Source organism: Microbacterium oryzae, from assembly GCF_030406385.1.
GTDB classification, from domain to species: Bacteria; Actinomycetota; Actinomycetes; order Actinomycetales; family Microbacteriaceae; genus Microbacterium; species Microbacterium oryzae_A.
On sequence record NZ_JAUEPM010000001.1, the window covers coordinates 77,275 to 99,269 of the forward strand.

22 protein-coding genes are annotated in these 21,995 nt (G+C 72.8%); 13 read left to right on the forward strand and 9 right to left on the reverse strand.

What is annotated here, in order from left to right:
• Positions 1-45 precede the first annotated feature (45 nt).
• Positions 46-753: an SDR family oxidoreductase gene (locus QWJ90_RS00425; RefSeq protein ID WP_290105596.1), complete on the forward strand. Its 708-nt coding sequence runs from the start codon at positions 46-48 to the stop codon at positions 751-753.
• A gap of 89 nt (positions 754-842) precedes the next feature.
• Here QWJ90_RS00425 and QWJ90_RS00430 read toward each other — a convergent pair whose 3' ends face one another.
• Positions 843-2,003 (reverse strand): glycosyltransferase family 9 protein, encoded by a 1,161-nt coding sequence (locus QWJ90_RS00430; protein WP_290105598.1) that lies wholly within the window; start codon positions 2,001-2,003, stop codon positions 843-845.
• Between the two features lie 155 nt (positions 2,004-2,158).
• Here QWJ90_RS00430 and QWJ90_RS00435 point away from each other — a divergent pair, with 155 nt between their 5' ends.
• From QWJ90_RS00435 to QWJ90_RS00450, 4 genes are read left to right on the forward strand one after another with little or no spacing between them, the layout of a single operon-like run.
• The gene (locus tag QWJ90_RS00435; RefSeq protein WP_290105599.1) at positions 2,159-3,550 is read left to right on the forward strand and encodes an aldehyde dehydrogenase family protein; all 1,392 of its coding nucleotides are present in this window, start codon (positions 2,159-2,161) and stop codon (positions 3,548-3,550) included.
• Complete coding sequence (gene rfaE2 / locus QWJ90_RS00440; protein WP_290105601.1) at positions 3,547-5,028, forward strand: D-glycero-beta-D-manno-heptose 1-phosphate adenylyltransferase; 1,482 nt, start codon at positions 3,547-3,549, stop codon at positions 5,026-5,028. The genes QWJ90_RS00435 and rfaE2 overlap by 4 nt, the downstream gene beginning before the upstream one ends.
• Entirely contained in the window at positions 5,025-6,047 is a 1,023-nt protein-coding gene (locus QWJ90_RS00445; RefSeq protein WP_290105602.1) for a glycosyltransferase family A protein, read from the forward strand. Before rfaE2 ends, QWJ90_RS00445 begins: the two co-directional genes overlap by 4 nt.
• A complete protein-coding gene (locus QWJ90_RS00450) occupies positions 5,965-6,135 on the forward strand; it encodes a DUF2795 domain-containing protein (protein ID WP_290106321.1) in 171 nt (56 codons plus the stop codon). Before QWJ90_RS00445 ends, QWJ90_RS00450 begins: the two co-directional genes overlap by 83 nt.
• Positions 6,136-6,185: 50 nt before the next feature.
• On the opposite strand, the gene QWJ90_RS00455 is transcribed toward QWJ90_RS00450, so the two are convergent.
• Positions 6,186-7,010, reverse strand: coding sequence for an SDR family oxidoreductase (locus tag QWJ90_RS00455; protein ID WP_290105604.1), 825 nt, complete (start codon positions 7,008-7,010; stop codon positions 6,186-6,188).
• Positions 7,011-7,111: 101 nt separating this feature from the next.
• Here QWJ90_RS00455 and QWJ90_RS00460 point away from each other — a divergent pair, with 101 nt between their 5' ends.
• Entirely contained in the window at positions 7,112-8,083 is a 972-nt protein-coding gene (locus tag QWJ90_RS00460; RefSeq protein WP_290105605.1) for a TIGR03557 family F420-dependent LLM class oxidoreductase, read from the forward strand.
• Between the two features lie 12 nt (positions 8,084-8,095).
• Here QWJ90_RS00460 and QWJ90_RS00465 read toward each other — a convergent pair whose 3' ends face one another.
• From QWJ90_RS00465 to QWJ90_RS00475, 3 genes are all read right to left on the reverse strand, one after another.
• Positions 8,096-8,287, reverse strand: coding sequence for a hypothetical protein (locus QWJ90_RS00465; RefSeq protein ID WP_290105607.1), 192 nt, complete (start codon positions 8,285-8,287; stop codon positions 8,096-8,098).
• A gap of 20 nt (positions 8,288-8,307) precedes the next feature.
• Positions 8,308-8,592 carry a DUF2188 domain-containing protein gene (locus QWJ90_RS00470; RefSeq protein WP_290105609.1) on the reverse strand — a complete coding sequence of 95 codons (285 nt, stop codon included), beginning with the start codon at positions 8,590-8,592 and terminating at the stop codon, positions 8,308-8,310.
• A 90-nt stretch (positions 8,593-8,682) separates the two neighbouring features.
• Entirely contained in the window at positions 8,683-9,645 is a 963-nt protein-coding gene (locus QWJ90_RS00475) for an NAD-dependent epimerase/dehydratase family protein (protein ID WP_290105611.1), read from the reverse strand.
• Between the two features lie 122 nt (positions 9,646-9,767).
• Between QWJ90_RS00475 and QWJ90_RS00480 the strand changes: the two genes are divergently transcribed.
• From QWJ90_RS00480 to QWJ90_RS00490, 3 genes are all read left to right on the forward strand, one after another.
• The gene (locus QWJ90_RS00480; protein ID WP_290105612.1) at positions 9,768-10,886 is read left to right on the forward strand and encodes a Gfo/Idh/MocA family protein; all 1,119 of its coding nucleotides are present in this window, start codon (positions 9,768-9,770) and stop codon (positions 10,884-10,886) included.
• A complete protein-coding gene (locus tag QWJ90_RS00485; protein WP_290105614.1) occupies positions 10,883-11,611 on the forward strand; it encodes a ThuA domain-containing protein in 729 nt (242 codons plus the stop codon). The genes QWJ90_RS00480 and QWJ90_RS00485 overlap by 4 nt, the downstream gene beginning before the upstream one ends.
• Before the next feature lie 123 nt (positions 11,612-11,734).
• A complete protein-coding gene (locus tag QWJ90_RS00490) occupies positions 11,735-12,028 on the forward strand; it encodes a hypothetical protein (protein ID WP_290105615.1) in 294 nt (97 codons plus the stop codon).
• A gap of 62 nt (positions 12,029-12,090) precedes the next feature.
• Here QWJ90_RS00490 and QWJ90_RS00495 read toward each other — a convergent pair whose 3' ends face one another.
• Complete coding sequence (locus tag QWJ90_RS00495; RefSeq protein WP_290105617.1) at positions 12,091-13,266, reverse strand: mechanosensitive ion channel family protein; 1,176 nt, start codon at positions 13,264-13,266, stop codon at positions 12,091-12,093.
• A gap of 119 nt (positions 13,267-13,385) precedes the next feature.
• Between QWJ90_RS00495 and QWJ90_RS00500 the strand changes: the two genes are divergently transcribed.
• Genes QWJ90_RS00500 through QWJ90_RS00510 form a run of 3 tightly spaced genes read left to right on the forward strand, consistent with a single transcriptional unit; the run spans position 13,386 to position 17,708 of the window.
• A complete protein-coding gene (locus tag QWJ90_RS00500; protein ID WP_290105619.1) occupies positions 13,386-14,363 on the forward strand; it encodes a DMT family transporter in 978 nt (325 codons plus the stop codon).
• A 39-nt stretch (positions 14,364-14,402) separates the two neighbouring features.
• Positions 14,403-15,326 carry a PfkB family carbohydrate kinase gene (locus QWJ90_RS00505; protein WP_290105620.1) on the forward strand — a complete coding sequence of 308 codons (924 nt, stop codon included), beginning with the start codon at positions 14,403-14,405 and terminating at the stop codon, positions 15,324-15,326.
• Positions 15,327-15,338: 12 nt separating this feature from the next.
• The gene (locus QWJ90_RS00510) at positions 15,339-17,708 is read left to right on the forward strand and encodes a glycoside hydrolase family 65 protein (RefSeq protein ID WP_290105622.1); all 2,370 of its coding nucleotides are present in this window, start codon (positions 15,339-15,341) and stop codon (positions 17,706-17,708) included.
• A gap of 5 nt (positions 17,709-17,713) precedes the next feature.
• Here the strand turns inward: QWJ90_RS00510 and QWJ90_RS00515 are convergent, their stop codons facing one another.
• Both QWJ90_RS00515 and QWJ90_RS00520 read right to left on the reverse strand, forming a co-directional pair.
• On the reverse strand, positions 17,714-18,766 hold the full coding sequence (locus QWJ90_RS00515; RefSeq protein ID WP_290105623.1) for an ATP-dependent DNA ligase: 1,053 nt from the start codon (positions 18,764-18,766) through the stop codon (positions 17,714-17,716).
• A 43-nt stretch (positions 18,767-18,809) separates the two neighbouring features.
• Positions 18,810-19,904, reverse strand: coding sequence for an HNH endonuclease (locus QWJ90_RS00520; protein WP_290105625.1), 1,095 nt, complete (start codon positions 19,902-19,904; stop codon positions 18,810-18,812).
• A 579-nt stretch (positions 19,905-20,483) separates the two neighbouring features.
• Here QWJ90_RS00520 and QWJ90_RS00525 point away from each other — a divergent pair.
• Positions 20,484-21,671 carry a glycosyltransferase gene (locus QWJ90_RS00525; protein ID WP_290105627.1) on the forward strand — a complete coding sequence of 396 codons (1,188 nt, stop codon included), beginning with the start codon at positions 20,484-20,486 and terminating at the stop codon, positions 21,669-21,671.
• Positions 21,672-21,715: 44 nt separating this feature from the next.
• Here the strand turns inward: QWJ90_RS00525 and QWJ90_RS00530 are convergent, their stop codons facing one another.
• Positions 21,716-21,934, reverse strand: a complete 219-nt coding sequence (locus QWJ90_RS00530) for a hypothetical protein (RefSeq protein WP_290105628.1) — start codon at positions 21,932-21,934, stop codon at positions 21,716-21,718.
• Positions 21,935-21,995: the final 61 nt, after the last annotated feature.

A 21,995-nucleotide genomic window follows, 5' to 3' on the forward strand; every position in this document is an offset into this window, starting at 1 on the left:
ACCCCATCCAGATCACCGGCCACACGCCGGAGAAGGAGCAAGCACATGCAGGACACCTACCCCCGCCCCGTCGGCCGCGTTCTCATCACCGGCGGAGGATCCGGCCTCGGTCAGGCCGTCGTCCGCGCCGTCGCCGAAGCAGGCGGCACGCCCGCGGTCATCGACCGCGACGTCACCGGAGCCGGAGAGGGCGTGCTCGCACGCCAGGCGGACGTCTCCGACCGCGCCGCCGTCGAGCGCGCGGTCGCCGAGATCGCCGAGGAGCTCGGCGGGATCGACGCCGTGGTGACGGCCGCCGGCATCGACCGCTGCGGCCAGCTGGGCGACGTGGCGGCGGACCAGTGGGAGCTCGTGATCGGCGTCAACCTGCTGGGCACGGTGTCGACGGTCCGCGCGGCGCTGCCGCACATCGAGAAGGTGCACGGCCGCGTCATCACGGTCGCGTCGTCACTCGCGCTGCGGGCCCTTCCCGACGCCACCGCGTACTGCGCGTCCAAGTTCGGCGTGCTCGGGTTCTCTCGCGCTCTGGCCGCGGAGTCGCACGGCCGCATCGGCGTGACCACGCTGATCCCCGCCGGCATGCGCACGCGGTTCTTCGACGACCGCGACGAGCAGTACAAGCCCGGCCCCGACGCGCAGCTGATCGACCCGTCGGAGGTGGCGCGCACCATCCTGTTCGCGCTGCAGCAGCCGCAGGGCGTCGAGGTGCGCGAGCTCGTCGTGGCGCCCGAGGCCGAGCCCTCCTGGCCCTGATCCGCGCTTCACGACAGCGGCCCGCCGGCTTCCGCCGGCGGGCCGTCGTCGTCTTCGGCTCAGCGCGCGGCGGCTCAGCGCGCGGGCGCTCAGAGCGCCGCGCGCTCCGCGATCGCGTCGGCCAGCAGCCGCAGCACGTCGCCCTGCACGTCGGCCGCGGCCACCCCCGCGACGAACGAGTCGTCGTGCTCGCAGCGCTCCGCCGTCCACCCCACCTGCGTGCAGTCGCGGCCGCACACGGGGCAGTGAGTCGTCCAGCCCAGGTGCACGCGGTGGCGCCCGCGCCCGAGCGGACCGGCGTTGACGACGTTGCCGAACCAGAAGATCGAGACCGTGCGGGCGCCGACTGCCTGCGCGAGGTGGCGCGGGCCGCTGTCGTTGCCCAGCATGACGTCTGCGCGGGCGAGCACGCCCGCGAGCGTGCCGAGGCCCAGCCGTCCGGAGGCGTCCACGACGAGGCCATCGCCCGCCGCCCCGACCGCCACGGCGATCTCGCCGCACAGGTGCGCATCCGCACCGTCGCCGACGAGCACCACGCGTGCGCCCTCGGCGACGACGGCGGCGGCGACCTCCGCGAAGCGCTCCACGGGCCAGCGTCGACGCGGGTCGGTGGCGCCGGGGTGGATGACGACCACCGGGCGGTCCTCGCCGCAGACCGCCGCGGCGGCGGCATGCTCGTCGTCGGAGACGCCGAGCCGCGCCTCCAGCGCCACCGGCGCCGCACCGGCGAGCCCCGCGACCTCCAGCCCGCGGAGCATCTCGTGCTGGTAGTACACGTAGTCGATGGTGCGCTCGAGCTCCGCCGCGTCCTCGGTGCGCGTGCCGATGGTGTGCGTCGCGCCGAGCGAGAGCAGGAACGGGTTGGAGAAGCGCCCGCCCCCGTGCAGCTGCACCGCGAGGTCGTACTCCCGCTCGCGCTGCGCGGCGACGAATCGCGCGATCTCGTCGTCATCGGTGACGGCGTCGGGCGCGGCGCCGACCCCGTGGATGGGCGGCAGCACCTCGACGCGGTGCGGAGCGCCTGCGCGGCCAGGGAGCAGGGCCGCCGCGATCGGCGAGCCGAGCAGCGTGACCTCCGCGTCAGGGTAGGCCGCCATGAGCGCCTGCGCGGCGGGCAGCGCGAAGAGGAGGTCGCCCAGGCCGCCGCCGCGCAGCAGCGCGATGCGCCGCACGTCGGCGAATCGCTCGCTCGGCGGCGCCACGACGGCGAGGGCGGGCGCTGCGGTGTCGAGCGCGGCGTCTGGGGTCATGAGTGCTCCCTGTCTCGGCGCCGACGAGACGGCGCGGGCGGTCCTGTCCTCCCACTTCCCCACCGATCGGGAAAGCAAACCTCCGCGTGTGCGTGTGAACGGCGCCGGGTTTGGGTAGGGGTCGGTCAAGAGCCGAGTTCGGGAGGAGCGCATCGATGAGCGCAGGGGCAGCATTCGTCCGCACGGGGGATGAGATCGTGATCGCCGATCCGCGAGACGGGTCGATCGTGGGCGGCGTGCCCGCGGCCGACGCCGAGGAGGTGCGCGCCACGGTCGCGCGCGCCCGGGAGGCCTTCCCCTCATGGCGCGCCACGCCGGCCGCCGCGCGCGGACAGGCGCTGCGCCGTGCGGCGCACGCGCTGGCCGCGCGGGCGAGCGAGGTCGCCGACCTCGAGCAGCGGGAGAACGGGCGCCTCCGCTCCGACGTCGAAGGCGGGATCGGCGCCGCGGTCGACACGCTCCTGCAGTACTCCGAGTACGGGCCCCTCCACCGCGGTCGGAGCCTGCGCGGCGGCGCGGACGCGCTCGACCTCACGCGCGCCGAGCCTCGCGGCGTGGTCGCCGTCGTCACCCCGTGGAACGACCCGGTCGCGGTCGCCATCGGGCTCATCGGGGCCGCCATCGCCACGGGCAACACCGTCGTGCACAAGCCCAGCGAGCGCTGCCCGCACCTCGGCCTCCTCATCGGGGAGATCCTCGCCGCCGAGCTGCCCGATGGCGTGCTGTGCACGGTGAGCGGGCACGCGCAGACCGGCGAGGCCCTCGTGAGCTGCCCCGACGTCGACATGGTCGCCCACGTCGGCTCCACCGCCGCCGGCGAGCGCATCGCCCGCGCGGTCGCCCTCACCGGAGCGCATCTCATCCGTGAGAACGGCGGCAACGACGCGCTCATCGTCGACGCCGGCGTCGACCCGATCTGGGCGGCCGGGCAGGCCGCGCTCGGGTCCTTCGCGAACAGCGGCCAGATCTGCACGTCGGTCGAGCGGATCTTCGTCCACCGCGACATCGCCGACGAGTTCCTCACGGCGCTCGTCGCCGAAGCGGAGTCCCGCAACGCCTCGAACGCGCTCGCGCCGCTCGTCGACGAGCGCATGCGCGCGGAGGTCGACGCCCAGGTGACCGCGTCCGTCGCGCAGGGCGCACGCGCGCTCGTCGGAGGGTCCATCCCCGACGGCCCCGGCTGCCACTACCCGGCGACCGTCCTGGTCGACTGCACACCCGCCGTCCCCGTCTTCCAGAAGGAGACCTTCGGGCCGGTCGCGCCGATCATGATCGTCGACGACTTCGACGAGGCCGTGCGCCTCGCCGCCCATGACGAGCACGGGCTCGCCGCGAGCGTCCTGACCGCCGACATCGGCCACGCCAACCGGGCCATCGACGCCCTGCCGGTGGGGACGGTCAAGGTGAACGCGGTCTTCGGCGGCGCGCCGGGCGGCTCCGCCGAGCCGCGGGGCCGCAGCGGCTCCGGGTTCGGCTACGGCCCCGAGCTCCTCGACGAGATGACCACCGTCAAGGTCGTCCACCTCTCGCCGGCGGTCACGCGGTGAGCGCGCTCGACGACCTCGGAGTCATCCGGGCCCGCGCGCCGCGGGTCGTCGTCATCGGCGACTACCTGCTCGACGGCTGGTGGAGCGGCGACATCTCGCGCCTGGCGCGTGAGGCGCCCGCCCCTGTCGTCGATGTCGTCGAGCGCGTGCACGCGCCCGGCGGTGCGGCCAACACTGCCATGAACCTCGCCGCGCTCGGCGCGCGGGTCGAGGCGGTCGGCGTCGTCGGCGAGGACGAGGCAGGGCGCAGTCTGCGCGCCGCGCTGTCCGAGGCCGGCGTCGACATCACGCGGCTCCGGCCGGTCGCCGAGACACGCACCACGACGAAGGTGCGCGTGATGTCGGGCGACCAGCTGATGCTGCGCATCGACGAGACGCACGAGGGCGGATGGCCGCAGCACGCGATCGAGGGCCTGGTCGCCGACGCGCTGGCCGCGACCGACGGCGCCGACGCGCAGCTCATCTGCGACTACGGATCGACGCTCCTCTCCGACGCGGTCGTCGCCGCGCTCGGCGCCGGAAGCCGCCCGGCGCTGCGCGTCGTCGACGCCCACGATCTGGCTCGCTGGCGCGGGCTCGAGCCCGACCTCGTGACCCCGAACGCGGGCGAGACCGAGCGCGTGCTCGGGGCGCCGCTGGGTGCGGGCGAGGAACGGCCGGAGCGGGTGGCAGCGCACGCCGCGGACATCCTCGCGGCCTCGGGAGCGCACGCGGCCGTCGTCACGCTCGACCGCACCGGGACCGTGCTCCTGCAGCCCGGCCATCCGCCGCTGCGCACGCACGCGCATCCGACGCCGGAGAAGCAGGCATCCGGCGCAGGCGACGTCTTCGTCGCCGCGCTCACCGTGGCCGCGGCGGCGGGGCTGCCGGTGACCTCCGCGTGCGCTCTGGCGCAGCAGGCCGCCGACGTCGCAGTGCGGAAGCCCGGCACCTGCGTGTGCTCGCTCGACGAGCTCGCCGCCTGGGCGGGGCGCCCCTCCGACGCCGCGCTCACGGCCGATCAGCTCGCCGCCGAGATCGAGCGGCACCGCGCGGCGGGCGAGCGCATCGTCTTCACCAACGGCTGCTTCGACGTGCTGCACCGCGGGCACACGAGCTACCTGCGCCAGGCCAAGCGCCTGGGCGACGTGCTCGTCGTGGCGGTGAACGGCGACGACTCCGTGCGGCGGCTGAAGGGCCCGGACCGGCCGGTGAACGGCTCCTCCGACCGCGCGAACGTGCTCGCGGCCCTGGAGTGCGTGGACTACGTCACGGTGTTCGACGAGGACACGCCATCGGCGCTCATCCGCCGGCTGCGCCCCGACGTCTACGCCAAGGGCGGGGACTACACCCCGGAGATGCTGGCGGAGACGGCCGAGGTGCGCGCCGTGGGGGGCGAGGTGGCCATCCTCGACTACGTCTCCGATCACTCGACAACCGAGATCCTCGGCCGCATCCGAGCGGTGCCGGCCGCCACGGAGGGGATGCCGCCGCGATGATCCCGATCAGCCGCCGGGGCGCCGCGCGCTGGGCGCTCCCCGCCGAGCCGGCCCGACCAGCGGTCGACGTGCTCATCCCGAGCGCCGGGCGCGCGTCGGCGCTCGCGGTGACGCTCGCCGGCCTCGCCGCGCAGGACGACCCGACGTTCCGCGTGGTCGTGAGCGACCAGTCCGACGACGGCGCCGCGGCGGTCGACCCCGCCGTGCAGGCCATGGTCCGCGTCCTGCGCGCGCAGGGCCGTCCGGTCGAGGTCGTGGCGCACCTGCCGCGTCGGGGGATGGCCGAGCAGCGGCAGTTCCTCCTCGAGCAGGCCGGGGCCCCGCGCGTGCTGTTCCTCGACGACGACGTGTGGCTGGAGCCGGGCGCGCTCGCGCGACTCGACGCCGCCCTGACGGAGGCCGCCTGCGGCTTCGTCGGGTACGCCGTGCAGGGTCTGTCCTACCTGGCCGACGTGCGCCCGCACGAGCGGACGACGTTCGAGCCGTGGGGCCCCGATGGCGTGCGACCCGAGCGGATCCGCCGCGGCTCCCCCGGCTTCGACCGCTGGCCCCTGCACAACGCCGCGAACCTCGCGCACGAGGCCGCCGAGCGCGGACTGTCCGACGATGACCGCCTCGCGTACCGCATCGCGTGGGTCGGCGGCTGCGTGCTGTTCGACCGGCAGGCGCTCGAGGCGGCGGGCGGCTTCGATTTTTGGCCGCGCCTGCCCGTCGCGCATGCGGGCGAGGACGTGGCCGCGCAGTGGCGCGTCATGGAGACGGCGGGCGGGGCCGGGGTCCTCCCCAGCGGCGCCGTGCATCTCGAGGCGCCCACCACCATCGTCGACCGGCGCGTGGAGGCGACAGACGTCGTCTTCGGCCGATCGCAGGCGGGCCCGGACGGGTCCGACACCGAGAGAGGAGAGAAGGATGAGCGACACCCCGAACCCGATTCAGGTGCAGAAGCACCTGGGCGGCATCGACTATCCCGCGACCAAGGAGGACATCCTCGCCTCGGCGCGCGAGTCGGGAGCCGATGACGACATCATGAAGGCGCTCGAGGCCATCCCCGACGGCGAGTACGACGCGCCGACGGCGGTGAGCTCGGCGATCGCCGACGCGAACTGAGCACGAGGAAGCGGCGGGGACGGCCAGCCGTCCCCGCCGCTTCCTGTCGGTCAGACCGTGCGCCAGTCGTGCGACGTGACCGCCGCCCCGGCCTGCGGGCCCATCTGGAGCATGCCGCCGTCGACCGCGATCGACGTGCCGGTGATGTAGCTCGCCTCGGGCGACGCGAGGAATGCGATGAGGGCGGCGACCTCGCGGGCGTCGCCGGGGCGACCGAGGGGGATGCCAGGGCGGTCCACGGTGTGCGGGTCGACATCCTCGTTGCCGGTCATCGCGGTGGCGATCTCACCGGGCGCGACGCTCACGGCCGTGATGCCGGTGCTCCCCAGCTCCAGCGCGATGCTCTTCATGAGCCCGCCCAGGCCGTGCTTCGCGGCGTCGTAGACGCTGGAGCCCACCATGGGCTGGTGCGCGTGCACACTCGTGACGGCGATGAGGCGTCCGCCCTGACCGGCCGCGACCATCCGCCGCGCCGCGCGCTGCAGGCAGATGAAGGCGCCGGTGAGGTCGATGTCGACCACCTGGCGCCACTGGTCGAGGCGCAGGTCGAGGAACGGCGTCTGCGATCCCGCTCCCGCGTTGTTGACGAAGACGTCCAGGCTGCCGAGCTCGTCGGCCATCCGATCGATGACGTCGCCGCAGGCGGGGATGTCGCTCACGTCGAGGCGCTCGACGACCGCGCGCGAGCCGTGCGCACGCACCTCCTCGGCAGTCGCCGCGGCGCCGTCCTCGTCCTGGAACCAGGTGATGCCCACGTCCATGCCTGCTGCGGCGAGCGCGACCGCGGTGGCGCGACCGATGCCGGAGTCGGCGCCCGTGACGATGGCGCGGCGGACGACGGGCGGATGGGTGCTGGCTGAGATGTCGTTCGTCATGGCGGCAACGTTGCCCGGCACCAGGGCGCGTGGCAAGCCCCTGTTCGCGGCGTCTTCCAGCGTCTAGCGTGCGGAGGAACCGCCAGAGCAGGGAGAGGGATATGACGCGTTTCGGATACACGCTGATGACCGAGCAGAGCGGACCGCGCGAACTCGTGCGATACGCCCAGGCCGCGGAGAACGCGGGCTTCGACTACCTCGCGAGCAGCGACCACTATTCGCCGTGGCTCGTGAGCCAGGGGCACGCGCCGTATGCGTGGACCGTGCTCGGCGCGGTGGCGCAGGCCACGTCGCGTGTGGAGCTCATGACCTACGTCACCTGCCCGACGATGCGCTACCACCCCGCCGTCGTCGCGCAGAAGGCCGCGACGCTGCAGGAGCTCTCCGAAGGGCGCTTCCTCCTCGGGCTCGGCTCGGGCGAGAACCTCAACGAGCACGTCGTGGGCGAAGGATGGCCGGCCGTGCACGCGCGTCAGGACATGCTGGTGGAGGCGATCGAGATCATCCGCGCGCTGCACACCGGGGATCTCATCACCTACGAGGGCGAGTACTTCCGGGTCGACTCCGCGCGCATCTGGGACTGCCCCGTCAGCGGCGTGCCGATCGGCGTCGCGGTGTCGGGACCGAGCTCCATCGCCGAATTCGCCCCGCTGGGCGACCATCTCATCACGACGGAGCCGGACGGCGAGCTCCTGCAGGCGTGGGACGGCGCACGCGAGGGCGAGGAGCCGTCGCGGAAGATCGGGCAGATCCCGATCTCGTGGGACCCCGACCGGGAGCGGGCCGTGGCGCGCGCGCACGACCAGTTCCGCTGGTTCGCTGGCGGATGGTCGGTGAACGCCGATCTGCCGACGCCGGCGGGCTTCCAGGGCGCGAGCGCGTACGTGCGTCCCGAGGACGTCGCGGAGTCCATCGCGTGCGGGCCCGATCTCGACGTCCTCGCCGAGAGCGTGCGCCCCTTCGTCGACGCGGGCTTCACCGATGTCGCGATCGTGCAGGTGGGCGACGAGCAGCAGGAGCGCTTCCTCGCGGAGGTCGCGGAGCCGCTGCTGGAGCGGCTCCGCGACCTCTGACGCGCTCCCGCGCTACTGCGCGGGGCCGAGCTCCTCGACGGCGTCGTCTGCGATGTCGTCGAGGGGCAGGTCGGGCTTCGGCTCCTCCTGGTCGACGGTCTGCTCCGGAATCCCGCCGGGATCGGCGATCCCATGCTCCTTTGCGATCCGGTTGTACTCCTCGGCGTCGGCCATGGCCTTGCCCTCGTCAGGTTGGTCGCTCATCTGCGGGTCCTCTCGCCGGGTCAGCCGGACGGGTTGTCAAGCGGGCGGTCGTGCTCGTCGGTGGTGTCGGGCAGCAGCTCGTCTCGCGCGGCATCAGCATCGGCATCGCTCTGCTCGTCGGTGGCGACGCCGGTCGCCTCGCTGTCGTGCACCCGGTGGGGGATGCCGAGCTCCTCCGCGAGGGCCCTGCCGGCCGCCACCGCCTCGTCCCGGCTCGCGAAGCTCTGCGAGTTCTCGCTCTCCCCCGGGACGCGGCTCACCCACTGCCCGCGCTTCGAGATCGTCTCCACATGTCGTTCCGTCATGCGTCCGCCCTTCTCGTCGGTGTCGTTCCTCCACGCTAGGTCGCGCTGCTGCGGCCACGGAAGGGGTTGCGCGGGAGGCCTCCGACCGGGTCAGCCGCGCAGCCGCGCGATGAGCGCCCGCTCGTCGGCGTCGGAGAGGCCCGCAGCTCCCGCCTCGCCGCCGCCCTCACGCCAAGCGAGCACGTCGCGGAGCGTCTCGACGGGCGGCCGGAGCACGAGGCCGCGCTCCACCGCCCGGGTGGCCGACCGGGCGAGCATCGGCCAGGCGGACCGGTCGGCGATCCACAGCGGCAGCGAGCGCGGTCCCATCCACTCCCTCACCCCCTGCTCCTGCAGCCACGCGGTGGGAGCAGGCAGCAGCCCGGCCGCGCCGCCGGCGACGGCGCGGGCGCTCTCCAGGTGCTCGCCGAGCGGAACGACAGGGCCGACCGCGTCGTACACGCCGGCGAGCTCCCCCTCGAGGGCGTGCACGAGCCAGGCGGCGAGGTCGCGCACGTCGATGATCGATGTCGGCTGCTCGGACGCGTCGGGAACGAGAACGACGCCGTCCGCCGCCGGGTGCGCGAAGCGCCAGGGCCAGTAGCTCGTCCGGCCCGACCCATCGCCCGGCCCCCCGATGAGCCCGGGCCGGACGATGAGCGAGCGTGCGGCGCCGAACCCCGCGAGCACCGCGGCCTCGCAGGCGACCTTGGCCGGTCCGTAGTCCTCCACGCCGCCCATGCGCTCGCCGGCGAGCGCGGGCACCGTGCCCTCGTCGTCAGCGCCCGTGTAGACGCTCACCGTCGAAACCAGGAGGTAGCGGGCGGCGTCGAGATCGCGGACGGCGCGTCGGACGTGCACGGGCTCCCGCCCGACATCGACGACCGCGTCCCAATGCTCGCCGCTCACGATGCGCAGCCCCGCGTCGTCGTCGCGGTCGACCACGACATGACGCACCCCGATCGGCAGTGCGTCGCCGCGGCACGCGCACGTGACGTCGTGGCCGCGCGCGAGCGCGGCGCGAGCGAATTCGCGGCCCAGCCACCCGGTGCCGCCCAGCAGGAGGATCCTCATGCCGCCATCCCACCAGCACCGCCGCCGCACGGGAAGCCCGCAGATCGCCTCTCGACCTGACCCGGTGCACCTGGTTGACTGCCGGGGAGAGCGCCGCAGCCGACGAAAGAGGAACCGTGACCATGCCCTCCCCCTCCCCCGGTCGTCCGCTGCGAGCGGGAGTCGTCGGCATCGGCTGGGCCGGCCAGCAGCACATGGCCGCCTACGCCGCCGCATCCGACGTCGAGCTCGTCGCGATCGCCGGCAAGGAGGAGGCCATCCGCGCGGAGCTCGCCGCCGCCTATGGCGTCTCCCGCACGTACGCGGACTGGGAGGAGATGATCGCGCGCGGCGACCTCGATGTGGTGAGCGTGGCGGTGCCGACATTCCTCCACGCCCCGATCACGATCGCGGCGCTCGGCACGGGCGCGCACGTGCTGTGCGAGAAGCCGATCGCCCGCACCGGCGTCGAGGGCCAGGCCATGGTCGACGCCGCCCGCGCGGCCGGCCGCATCCTCGAGATCACCTTCAACCATCGGCGGCGCGGCGACATCGAGGCCATCCGCGCGGCGGTCGAGGACGGCACCATCGGCCGCCCGTACCACGCGCGGGCGATGTGGCTGCGACGGGCGGGGATTCCCGCGCTCGGCAGCTGGTTCACGAACGCCGAGATGTCCGGCGGCGGCCCGCTCGTCGACCTCGGGGTCCACGTGCTGGACTGGACGCTGCACCTCATGGGCGAGCCGAGGGTCACCGCCGTCTCCGCCGTGACCCACTCCGAGCTCGGCCCGCGCGGGCTCGGCGGGTCGGGGGCGGTCAAGCACGGCACCGGAAGCGCCTACGAGGTCGAGGACCTCGCCACCGCCCTCCTGCGGCTGGAGGGCGGCGGCTCCATCGTGCTGGAGACGAGCTGGGCCTCCCACCGCTCCACGCCCGACCAGTTCGGGATCACGCTGTACGGCACCGACGGCGGCGCTGACCTGTCCGTGGTCGACTACGCGCCCTCGGGAGAGCTCACGATCTTCACCGGCGACGGCGAGACGAGCGTCGACACCCCGGTCGCCGCGCCTCCCGGCCGCGGCCACGCGGCCGTTGTCGAGACATTCCTCTCCCACGTCGCCGACCCCTCATCCTGGCCGACCCACGACGGATCGATCGGCCTCAGCCGCGCCCGCATCGTGGACGCCTGCTATGCATCCGCCGCGGCCGGCCGGGAGGTCGCCCTCGGCCCGGAACTCGAGATCATCGGAGGACGCCCATGACCATCCGCGCACTCGTCTGGAACGAGAACGTCCACGAGACCACGCAGGAGGAGATCCGCGAGATCTATCCCGACGGGATCCACGGGACCATCGCCGCGGGCCTGCGCGACCTGCTCGGCGACGACGTCGGGGTGCGCACCGCCACCCTCGCCGAGCCCGAGCACGGTCTCACCGAGGAGGCGCTGCGGGCGACCGACGTGCTGCTGTGGTGGGGGCACATCGCGCACGATCAGGTGTCCGACGACGTGGTGCGCCGCGTCCAGGAGCACGTCCTCGCCGGGATGGGGCTCATCGTGCTGCACTCCGGGCACTTCTCGAAGATCTTCACCCGTCTGCTCGGCACGACGTGCTCGCTCGCCTGGCGGAACGACGGCGAACGCGAGCTGGTCTGGACGACCGCTCCCGGCCATCCGATCGCCGAGGGTGTCGAGAGCCCGATCGTCATCGACCGGCAGGAGATGTACGGCGAGCACTTCGACATCCCGAACCCCGACGACCAGGTCTTCATCAGCTCCTTCGCGGGCGGCGAGGTGTTCCGCTCGGGAGTCACCTTCACGCGCGGCCGCGGCCGGATCTTCTACTTCAGCCCCGGCGACCAGGAGTACCCGGTGTACTTCCACCCGCAGGTGCGCCGGGTGCTCGCGAACGCGGCGCGCTGGGCGGCTCCTGTGGACGAGCGGAGACTCCCCGAGGTCCGGAATCCGCAGCGTCGGGACTGGAGCTGAGCGCGCATCCTCCGTCAGGATCGCGGATCTGTCAACCCTTTTGAGTCGTCTTGGAGGGACGCGGCCGCGCTCGATAGAAATTCCCTATCGCCGCAGACCGCGGCAGCTCAGAACGGAGGACAGATGTCGCTGATCGCAGAGGCAAGCCCGAAGGTCGCCACCGCCCGCACCACGTCGCCCATGCGGACCGGTCACCCGAGCCTGGGACGTGCGCCGGAGGCCACCATCATCCCCGTGAGCCTCACCTCGTACCAGGTCGCGCTCGCCGACCAGATCAAGGGCTACGTGTGCGTGAAGGGCTCCGGCTGGGAGCTGTTCGCCGGATCGCACATGGCCGACGCCGTCTCGCTCGGCACGCGTCCCACGCTCACCATCGCCATCCGCGACCTGGTGACGGAGATCCCCGACGCCGCCTGAGCACGCCGCACGACGAGAGCGCCGCCCCACCCGGGCGGCGCTCTCGTCGTCTCCGGCGCGGATCAGCCGGGCCGATCGGGGTCCGCCCGGTCGGGCGAGATGACGGGGATGGCCTGGGTGAAGCTGCTCGCGCGCGCTTCGGCCGCGGCGCTGCCGGTGAAGAGGCCGACCTCCCCCGTCGGCGTGGGGTCGTCGGGCTGCCCCTCCGCCGGGTCAGCCAGCACCACCCGCTGCACCGGCAGCGCGTCGGGGGCGTTCCGCTGCACCCACGCCACCATCGCCTCGCGCACGACGCAGCGGAGGTCGAACAGCGTCGGGGCATCCTTGGCGGTGACGAGGATGCGGACGCGCACGAAGCCGCCCGTCGCCTCTGTCACCTGCAGGACGCCGGCACGGCCATCCCACAGCGGCGTCGTGGCGAGCACGGCGTCGAGGTGCGCGCGCATACTCGCCGGTGACACGCGCCAGTCGAGGTCCAGCTCCACCGAGCCGAGGAGCTCCGACCCCTGCCGCGTCCAGTTCTGGAACGGCGTGGTCGTGAAGTACGTGCACGGGAGCACCAGCCGACGGTCGTCCCACAGGTCGAGCACGACGTAGCTGAGGGTGATCTCGCCCACGCGCCCCCACTCGCCCTCGACCACCACGACGTCGTCCACGCGCAGCGCGTCGCTGAAGACGAGCTGGATCCCGGCGAACATGTTCGCCAGCACCGACTGCGCCGCGAGGCCCGCCACGATCGAGGCGATGCCCGCCGACGCCAGCACGCTCGCGCCGACCGCGCGGACGGCGGGGAAGGTCAGCAGCGCCGCGCCGATCGCCACGACCACGATGATGGCGATGGCGAGGCGCCGCACGATGAGAGTCTGCGTGCGCACCTTGCGCGCGAGGCGGTTGTCGGGCACGTCGATGCGATAGCGGCCGAGGGCGAGGTCGCTCGCGAACAGCACGAGGGTCGCCAGCAGCCATCCGGTCGCCGCGATGAGCAGGATCGTCATCACGCGGTCGACGAGGCCGCCCACGTCCATATCGGCAGGCAGGGCGTTCGCGAGCGCGACCCACAGGGCGACGACGAGCATGGTCGCGCGGAACGACGCGCGGGAGCGCTGCACGAGCGCTCGCGGCCACGAGCGACGGCGGGCGGCGAGGCGAATGGCGACGGCCGCCAGGACGGTGACGGCGAGCGCCGCCGCGACGCTGACGCCGAGGACGATGCAGAAGCGGATCCAGGGTTCCGACATGAGCCTCCTTCGATCGGGCGCTGACCACGCTATTGCCGCGCACGGGCCGGCTGCAGGGGCTTGCGGACTAGGCTCGTCCGGTCCCCCTGCTCACCCACCCGAAGGACGACGCGCGCCCGATGACCAGCTCCGCCCCCGCCCTCCCGCGCGTCTCGACCGCCGGCTTCATCCTCAGCGCACTGGCCACGGTCGGCGCGGGCATCGGGATGGCCGTGCAGGGCACCGCGAACGGAGCGCTCGGCGGCGTGCTCGGGCACGGCCTGTTCGCGGCGACGGTGGCGTTCCTCGTCGGGCTGGCCATCCTCGTCGTCATCACGCTGGTGGCCCCCTCCGCGCTCGCGGGCGCGGTGCGCGCGTGGCGGCTGGTGCGCACCGGAGAGTTCCCGTGGTGGATGACACTCGGCGGGCTCGCCGGCGCGACGGTCGTGGTCTCGCAGGCGTTCACCATCCCCCTCATGGGCGTCGCGGTCTTCACGATGGCGTACATCGCCGGTCAGCTCGCCGGCGCGCTCGTCGTGGACAGCACCGCGCTCCCGCCCGGGGGCCGGAAGCCGCCCACACGCTGGCGGGTCATCGGCACGCTCGTCGTCCTCGTCGGCGTCTCGCTGTCGGCCGTCGGCGTGCTGAGCCAGGGCATCCCGCTCTGGGCGCCGGTTCTGCCGGTCGTCGCGGGAGCGCTCACCGCATTCCAGCAGGCGTTCAACGGACGGCTCCGCATGAGGGCCGGGTCGGCCATCGCCGCGAACCTCACGAACTTCCTCACCGGCTCGGCCTTCCTCGTGCTCTGCACGATCGGCCTGCTCGTCGCCGGCGTGCGCGTCGAGGCGCTGCCGGACCTGCCCGCGGACTCCTGGATGCTGCTCGGCGGGGCCCTGGGCGCGGTGTTCATCGGGGTGACGACGGTGACCGTGGCGCGGCTCGGCGTGCTGCTGCTGAGCCTCATGACGCTCTTCGGCAATCTCGTCGGCTCGCTCGTCATCGACCTGGCGTTCCACTCCGCCCACGCCGAGGTGAATGCGATGACGTTCGTCTCCATCGCCGTCGTGCTCGTCGGGGTCGCCATCACCTCGATCCCTGCGCCGGCCCGTCTCAAATGACCACACCCGGTCCCTTTTCGTCGTCGGTAGGGTCGGAGCATGTCCGCAGGCGCGCACCCCCAGGCCCTCCGCCCGAGCATCGCCGTCATCGGGCAGGCAGGCCGCGATCTCGTGCTGCAGGTGGATGACCTCCCCGAGGCCGGTGCGAGCGCGCCCGTCACGCAGCGGATCGAGCGCGTCGGCGGCAAGGGCGCGAGCATGGCGATCGGCATCCGGCAACTGAACCCCGACGTGCGACCGACGCTCCTCGCCGTGCTGGGATCGGACGCCGCGGGCGACCAGCTGCACCACGAGGCCGTGGCAGCCGGTCTCGATGTGGCGCACGTGACGCGTCGTGGGCGGACCGCTCTCATGGTCGACGTCGTGGCAGCGGGCGGGGAGCGACGGCTGCTCGAGGACGCGCCCGAGGAGTCGCTGCTCACCACCGACGACGTGGCGCGAGCATCCGACGCCCTGGAGCGGGCGGACGTCGTCGTGCTCCAGCTGCAGCAGCCGGCGCCCGCGCTGCTCGCTGCGGCGCGGCTGGCGTCGCACGCGTGCATCGTGCTCGACGGCGCGGTCACCGGGCCCGAGCGCGGCGAGCTGCTGGAGCTCGCCGACGTCGTGCGCGCGGACGCCCACGAGGCAGAGCTGCTGACCGGCACGCGCATCCGGACGCGCGAGGACGCCTCCCGCGCCGCCGTCCGGCTTCTCACCGGGCGGACGACGCTGGTCGCGCTGTCGGTGCCGGGCGAGGGCGATCTCATCTCGTGGCGCGGTGGGGAGGAGTTCCACCCGCACGGCGAGGCGGAGATCGTCGATGCGACCGGCGCGGGCGACGCCTTCGTCGCGGGGCTCGTCACCGGCGTGCGGCGCGGTGAGTCGCCGCAGCGCACGGGACAGCTCGCCGCCGACTGCGCGGCGGCGACCGTGCAGCGGCTGGGAGGCCGCCCCGATCTCACGGCCCTAGGCGCGGGCGTGTGAGACGGTGAAAGGGTGACTCGGCCTCTCGCTTTCGACACCGCGCCCTGGAGCATCGGCCTCGCCGGTGTGGACCCCGATCAGCTCGCACACCGGGAGTCGGTGTTCGCGCTGTCGAACGGGCACGTCGGATGGCGCGGCAACCTCGACGAGGGAGAGCCGCATGGCATCTCCGGCAGCTACCTCAACGGCGTGTTCGAGCACCATCCCATGCCCTACGCGGAGGACGGGTACGGATACCCCGACCGCGGTCAGAGCGTGATCAACGTGCCGAACGGCCAGATCATCCAGCTGTTCGTCGACGACGAGCCGTTCGACGTGCGCACCGGCAGGATGGCCGTGCACGAGCAGCGGCTCGACTTCCGCGACGGGACCCTCCGTCGCGACGTCGAGTGGACCTCCCCCGCCGGCCGCACCGTGCGCGTGACGTCGACCCGCCTCGTCTCCCTCGCCCACCGGTCGATCGCGGCGGTGCGGTACGAGGTCGAGGCCGTCGACGCCGCGGTGGTGATCACGCTGCAGTCCGAGCTGGTCGCTAACGAGCCTATGCCGGAGCCGCATCCGGACCCGCGCGTGCAGAAGGCCCTGCACCGGCCGCTCGAGGAGGCCGATCGCTTCGTGCTCGGCACCGGGGCGACCCTCGTGCACCGCACCCGCGAGAGCGAGCTCGGCGTCGCCGTGAGCATGGATCACGTGATCGCCCGGGCCGGCGAGCGTGCGCCGACGACCGACACCGCGACATCCGACGATCTCGCGCGGACGACCATCTCCGCCGAACTCGTCCCGGGCGAGCGTCTCGAGGTCGTCAAGTTCGTCGGGCACGAGTTCCAGCAGGGGCTGTCGGTGTCGGGGCTCCGCGACCGCGCGGAGGCGGCGGTCGGCGAGGCCGTGCGCGACGGATGGCAGGGGCTGGTCTCCGGGCAGCGGTCGCGTCTCGACGAGTACTGGACCTGCGCGGACGTCGAGGTGGAGGGCGCACCGCGCCTGCAGCAGGCGGTGCGGTTCGCGCTGTTCCACGTCTTCCAGTCCGCGGCTCGCCTCGAGGGGCGCTCGGTGCCGGGCAAGGGGCTCACGGGCGCGGGGTACGAGGGACACACGTTCTGGGACTTCGAGGGCTTCGTCCTGCCTGTGCTGACGTCCACCGCACCGGCGGCGGCCGAGCAGGCGCTGCGCTGGCGCCACGCGACCCTCGACCACGCGCGGTCGCGCGCGCAGCAGCTGCACCTCGCCGGGGCAGCGTTCCCCTGGCGCACGATCGACGGGGCGGAGTCGTCGGGGTACTGGCCGGCTAGCACTGTGGCGTTCCATCTCAACGCCGACATCGCCGCCGCCGCGATGCACTACGTGCGGGCGACCGGCGATGAGCGGTTCGAGCGCGAGGCGGGCCTCGAGATCCTCGTCGAGACGGCGCGGCTGTGGGTCTCGCTCGGCCGGTGGGATGCTGACGGCAGCTTCCACCTCGACGGCGTCACCGGGCCGGATGAGTACTCCGCGATCGTCGACGACAACGTCTTCACGAACCTCATGGCGCGGCAGAACCTGGTGGGCGCGGCGGACGCGGCGCGGCGCCAGGCCGATGTCGCGGAGGCGCTCGGCGTGACCGACGAGGAGATCGGCGGATGGTCCGCGGTGGCCGCGGCCATGGCCATCCCCTTCGACGAGCGCCGGAAGGTGCACCCGCATTCAGCGGGCTTCACCGAGCGGGCCCGCTGGGACTTCGAGGCGACCGGCGACGACCAGTACCCGCTGCAGGATCACTTCCCGTACTTCGACCTGTACCGGAAGCAGGTCGTGAAGCAGGCGGATCTCGTGCTGGCGCTGCTCTTCGCGCACGAGGAGTTCACCGCCGACGAGAAGGCGCGCGCGTTCGCCTACTACGAGGCGCTCACGGTGCGCGATTCGTCGCTCTCGGCGGCGGCCCAGTCGGTGATCGCCGCCGAGGTCGGCCATCTCGGCCTCGCCGCGGATTATCTCGCGGAGGTCGCCACGATCGATCTCGACGATCTCCACGGCAACACCGACGAGGGGCTGCACATGGCGTCGCTCGCGGGCATCTGGATGGCCATCACCGCCGGTCTCGGCGGCATGCGCGAGAGCGAGCGGGGACTGCGCTTCGCGCCGCGACTGCCCGAGCAGCTGACCCGGGTGAGCTTCGGGATCCGCGTGCAGGGGCACATGCTGCGGCTCGACATCGGTCGGGAGGCCACGACCTATCGCGCGGTCGACAGCACGCCGCTCGTCGTCCGGCACTTCGGCGAGGAGCTGCTGCTGCAGCCCGGCGCAGCGGTGACCATGCCGACGCCCCCGCTGGGCGACCCCGGTCCTCGTCCGGAGCAGCCGCGCGGATGCGCGCCGCGCGACTTCGAGGCGGCGTTCGGGGAGTAGCGCCGTCAGCCGCGGCGGAGGACATCCGTCAGCGTGGCGGTGCGCGGCTGCTCGAGCTGGGCGAAGGTGCACGAGCGCGGATCGCGGTCGGAGCGCCAGCGGCGGAAGCTCGGGATGTGCCGGAACCGGTCGCCTTCCATGTGGTCGTACGCGACCTCGACGACGAGCTCGGGACGCAGCGGCACGAAGGAGAGGTCCTTCGCCGCGTTCCAGCGGCTGCCCGCGCCGGGCAGCTGGCCGCCGTTGCCGGCGCCGCCGCCCCACGGATGCTCGTCGGACTCGTCCTGACGGTACGGCGCCAGCTCGTCGAGCAGCTCGCGTCGGCGCGCCATGGAGAACGACGCGGTGACGCCGACGTGCTGCAGCCGCCCGGTGTCGTCGTACAGCCCGAGGAGGAGCGAGCCGACCACGTCGCCGGACTTGTGCCAGCGGAATCCCGCGACCACGCAGTCGGCCGTCCGCTCGTGCTTGATCTTGAACATCGCGCGCTTGTTGGGCTGGTAGGGGTCGTCGAGGCGCTTGGCGACGACCCCGTCGAGCCCTGCGCCTTCGAAGGCGTGGAACCACTCGCGTGCCTCTGCCACGTCTCCCGTCGCCGGCGTCAGGAAGACCTGGTCCGAGGCGCTGCCGAGCGCCGCGGTGAGGCGTTCGCGCCGCTCGCGGAAGGGGCGCGGCATGAGATCGACGTCGCCCTCGGCGAGGAGGTCGAACCCGACGAACGATGCGGGTGTCTGTTCGGCGAGGAGGTTCACGCGACTCGCTGCTGGGTGGATCCGCTGCTGCAGCGCCTCGAAGTCGAGCTGTCCGTCGGATGCGACGATGATCTCGCCGTCGACCACGCAGCGGGCCGGGGTGCTCGCCTTGATCGCCTCGATGAGTTCGGGGAAGTAGCGCGTCATCGGGCGCTCGTTGCGGCTGCCCAGCACCACCTCGTCGCCGTCGCGGAAGACGATGGTGCGGAATCCGTCCCACTTCGGCTCGGTGTGCCCGAGGTCGGGAATCTCGGAGACCGCCTTGGCGAGCATCGGGGCGACGGGGGGCATGACGGGCAGCTGCATCGGCTCAGTCTTCCGGTTGCCGAGCCGGATGGCCAGGGCCGCGTCAGGCGACCAGGCGGTAGCGGGTGGGGCCGCCGCGGCGGGGTGCGCGGGCGTGGTCCAGCCAGGGCGGGGGAATGAACCAGGGCACCGCGTTTCTGCCGGCTCCGTCGATGCGGATCTCCCACCCGTCGTCATGGATGCGGTGATGGCAGGCCACGCACAGGAGGATCCCGTTGTCGAGGTCGGTGCTTCCGCCGCGGGACCACCAGTCGATGTGGTGCACGATCGTGTGTCCTGGAGGCGCTCCGCAGAACGCGCATCCGCCGTCTCGTTCGACGAGGGCGAGCTTCTGCTTCTTCGTGAACAGGCGCTCCTCATGTCCGAGGTCGAGCACTTCGCTGTCCCCGCCGAGGACGCACGGGATGATCTGCGCATCCACGGCCATCCGTCTCACGGCTCGGGCGGTGATCGACTGCTCGATCCCGTCGATCCGCGCCGTCCCCGCCGGAGCTGCATTCTCCCTCGCGCCCTGAGCGTCGGCGTTCTCATCGAGGGCAGCCCGGAAAGTGCCGTAGTCCATCCGGACCACCATCGTCGTGATCGGCTTGGTGGGGACCGCTCGGCACCCGAGCGCATGGCGGGCGATGTCGGCGAGGATGTCGGCCTGCATCTGCATGCGGGTTCGGCTGTCCTTCCTCGCCGGGTCGTCCTGGTGCTCGTTTCGACGCATGATGCGGGTGACGATGCCGTCGATCGCGGTCACGATCGGGGCGGCGGTCTCCGGATCGAATCGGCCGGTGAGGGAGATCGATCCGTCACGCTCGGTGCGGAACGCCAGCATCCGGCGGTCCCGCCGCTCGTGCTCGCGCGGTTCCTCTCCATCCGGATCGAGCCGCGCCTCCGCATCGAGCAGCAGCCGGCGCAGCTCGTCGCTGGTCAGACCGGGCGCCCGTTCGGCGAGAAGCGCTTCCATCTCGTCGCACGCGGCGTCTCCCGCGCGAACGACGACCCGGTCGAGCAGACTCACGATCCCCTCCGCCGCGGCTACGCTCAACACCCCCGCCTTCACCGCCTTCGCGACGTGGGGGTGCTTCGCGGGCAGCTCCTCCCCCACGAGGCTCCGCCGCGGCGCAGTCGCCTCTCCGACCTTCATCATCCGGGCTGCGTCCGCGGTGCTCGACCCCCGTGGCAGCGGAGATCAACGCGGCCGGGGAGGTGAACCCGCGCTTGCGGGAGTAGGAGTCCCTCCCCAGCTCCCGCCGCGACTGTCGACTGATCTCGCCCGCGACGGGGGCGAACCCCGCCTCCGAGACCCGGCGGATCGACGCAAGCACATCGGTGAGCTCCGCGAGCTCACCTGGAGCGAGACCCGCGACGTCGAGGTCTGCCACCGCGCTCTTGAGCGCTTGCAGGACCTCGATGAGAGGATCTGTCTCCTTCGACATGCCTCTATCGTACTGCTCTTCGGATGTGCATGCAACAAGTTTCGAAGACAATCCGCCTCGATCGGCCGCGCAGGCCGCTTACTCGCCACCCGCCGTCCAGCCATCTCGGCGCAGTACAGCCGATTGCTAATCTTTCTCCTCTGCTCCACGAGGCCGACGCCGCTCGCTCTCGAAACCAGACGTTCACCATCCGCTCGCCCCGCGTCCGCCGACATCCCACGCCCTCGCGCAGAACATGGACAGACGGCGCCCACGCCATCCGCTCTCGACCCCGTCCTGAAAGGCGCCCGATGACCCTTCGAGTGCTCTCCCTCTACGAGGGCTTCTTCGCCGGCGGCGCTCGCGTCCTGCACACCGACGTCGTCGCGGGCCTCCACGACGGCGTCTCGCAGACCCACACCGTGCTGTCGCTGTCGTCCCGCGCCCGCCGCGAGGGCACCGAGCAGCACCTCGACGAGGACGCGCGTCACCGCCGTCTCGCACGTGCGGGCGTGGAGACCGTGGCGCTGAGCGGCACGGCGGGAAGCGACCCCTTCGACCCGGCGAGCTTCACCGAGCTCGACCTGCGCCGCGCCGCCGACGCCATCGCAGCCGCCGACGTCGTGCTCTCCCTCAAGGAGCAGCCGCTGGGCCTGCTGCTCGCGCTCCGCGACCACGGCCTCCTGCCTGCGGTTCCCGTGGCCGCGTGCCTGCACCGTTCCGACCCCGAACACTCCGGCCCGGCGCTCGGGTGGCTCACCGACGCGGGCCGCGCGGGCATCCTCGGGGCGACCATCGCGTGTGCGGTGTCCACCGACGACGCGTACGCCCGTCACCTGCCGGTCTCGGTGGAGCGCCACATCGTCGCCAACGGCGTCGACGTGGCCCGCTTCACCCCGGGCGGGCTGGAGGAGACCGACCACACCCGCCGCCATCTCGGGATCCCCCTCGACGCGCCGATCGTCCTGCTGGCCGCGCGCTTCGACCCCATGAAGGATCCGCGCCTCTTCCTGCAGGCGGCCGCGCTGCACAGCGCCGTCCGCTCCGATACCCACTTCGTCATGTGCGGAGCCGGCATGACGAAGGAGAACCCCGCATTCGCCGCGCTGCTCGCCGACGCCGGCGTCGATCCCGCTCGCGTGCACGCCCTCGGCATCCGCGATGACATGCCCGCCATCCATCGGCTCGCCGACATCGTCGCACTCACCAGCGCCTTCGGAGAGGCGTCGCCGCTGTGCCTGCTCGAGGGAGCGGCGAGCGGCGCCACCCCCGTGACCACGGACGTGGGTGACTCCGCGCGCGAGGTCGCCGGCTTCGGGGTCGTGACCACCCGCTCCGCGCAGGACATCGCCGCCGCATGGGGCGCGGTGCTGGAGGACCGTGCCTCGCTGCGACATGCCGCCCTCGCGGCGCGACCCGCGCTCTCACGTGAACGGATGCTCACGGAGTACCGCGGAGTCATCGAGCGGCTCGCGCGGCGCGAGAGCATCGCGGCCTGAGCGTCTGGACGGCCGGCGGCAGCGGGTGCGCGGGCCGGAGCGCCCTACAGGGACACGTCGTTCTCGATGTCCTCGGCGAGGTCGTCCACCCGCTCCGGGCGCAGGTCGACGCCCACCTCGTGCAGGCGCTCGTCCAGCACGAGACTGACGTCGTCCGTCACCTGCCCGTGCCGGATCTCGTCCCGCACGTCCTCGACCACGTGCTCGACGATGTCGTCTGCGTCTTCGGGGCCGGTCCCTGGCTGCTGCTCATCGGAGGTCATGGTCTGATCGTGCGACCAGCGGCCACCGCAGCGCGAGCCCTTGACGAACCGGCCTCGGCGA

Coding starts and splice junctions, on each gene's coding strand:
- QWJ90_RS00525 (WP_290105627.1), top strand. CDS start 20,484: ATGACCCTTCGAGTGCTCTCCCTCTACGAGGGCTTCTTCGCCGGCGGC.
- QWJ90_RS00485 (WP_290105614.1), top strand. CDS start 10,883: ATGACCATCCGCGCACTCGTCTGGAACGAGAACGTCCACGAGACCACG.
- QWJ90_RS00505 (WP_290105620.1), top strand. CDS start 14,403: ATGTCCGCAGGCGCGCACCCCCAGGCCCTCCGCCCGAGCATCGCCGTC.
- QWJ90_RS00430 (WP_290105598.1), bottom strand. CDS start 2,003: ATGACCCCAGACGCCGCGCTCGACACCGCAGCGCCCGCCCTCGCCGTC.
- QWJ90_RS00520 (WP_290105625.1), bottom strand. CDS start 19,904: ATGATGAAGGTCGGAGAGGCGACTGCGCCGCGGCGGAGCCTCGTGGGG.
- QWJ90_RS00515 (WP_290105623.1), bottom strand. CDS start 18,766: ATGCAGCTGCCCGTCATGCCCCCCGTCGCCCCGATGCTCGCCAAGGCG.
- QWJ90_RS00500 (WP_290105619.1), top strand. CDS start 13,386: ATGACCAGCTCCGCCCCCGCCCTCCCGCGCGTCTCGACCGCCGGCTTC.
- QWJ90_RS00470 (WP_290105609.1), bottom strand. CDS start 8,592: ATGACGGAACGACATGTGGAGACGATCTCGAAGCGCGGGCAGTGGGTG.
- QWJ90_RS00435 (WP_290105599.1), top strand. CDS start 2,159: ATGAGCGCAGGGGCAGCATTCGTCCGCACGGGGGATGAGATCGTGATC.
- QWJ90_RS00480 (WP_290105612.1), top strand. CDS start 9,768: ATGCCCTCCCCCTCCCCCGGTCGTCCGCTGCGAGCGGGAGTCGTCGGC.
- QWJ90_RS00460 (WP_290105605.1), top strand. CDS start 7,112: ATGACGCGTTTCGGATACACGCTGATGACCGAGCAGAGCGGACCGCGC.
- QWJ90_RS00495 (WP_290105617.1), bottom strand. CDS start 13,266: ATGTCGGAACCCTGGATCCGCTTCTGCATCGTCCTCGGCGTCAGCGTC.
- QWJ90_RS00530 (WP_290105628.1), bottom strand. CDS start 21,934: ATGACCTCCGATGAGCAGCAGCCAGGGACCGGCCCCGAAGACGCAGAC.
- QWJ90_RS00475 (WP_290105611.1), bottom strand. CDS start 9,645: ATGAGGATCCTCCTGCTGGGCGGCACCGGGTGGCTGGGCCGCGAATTC.
- QWJ90_RS00490 (WP_290105615.1), top strand. CDS start 11,735: ATGTCGCTGATCGCAGAGGCAAGCCCGAAGGTCGCCACCGCCCGCACC.
- QWJ90_RS00455 (WP_290105604.1), bottom strand. CDS start 7,010: ATGACGAACGACATCTCAGCCAGCACCCATCCGCCCGTCGTCCGCCGC.
- QWJ90_RS00445 (WP_290105602.1), top strand. CDS start 5,025: ATGATCCCGATCAGCCGCCGGGGCGCCGCGCGCTGGGCGCTCCCCGCC.
- QWJ90_RS00425 (WP_290105596.1), top strand. CDS start 46: ATGCAGGACACCTACCCCCGCCCCGTCGGCCGCGTTCTCATCACCGGC.
- QWJ90_RS00465 (WP_290105607.1), bottom strand. CDS start 8,287: ATGAGCGACCAACCTGACGAGGGCAAGGCCATGGCCGACGCCGAGGAG.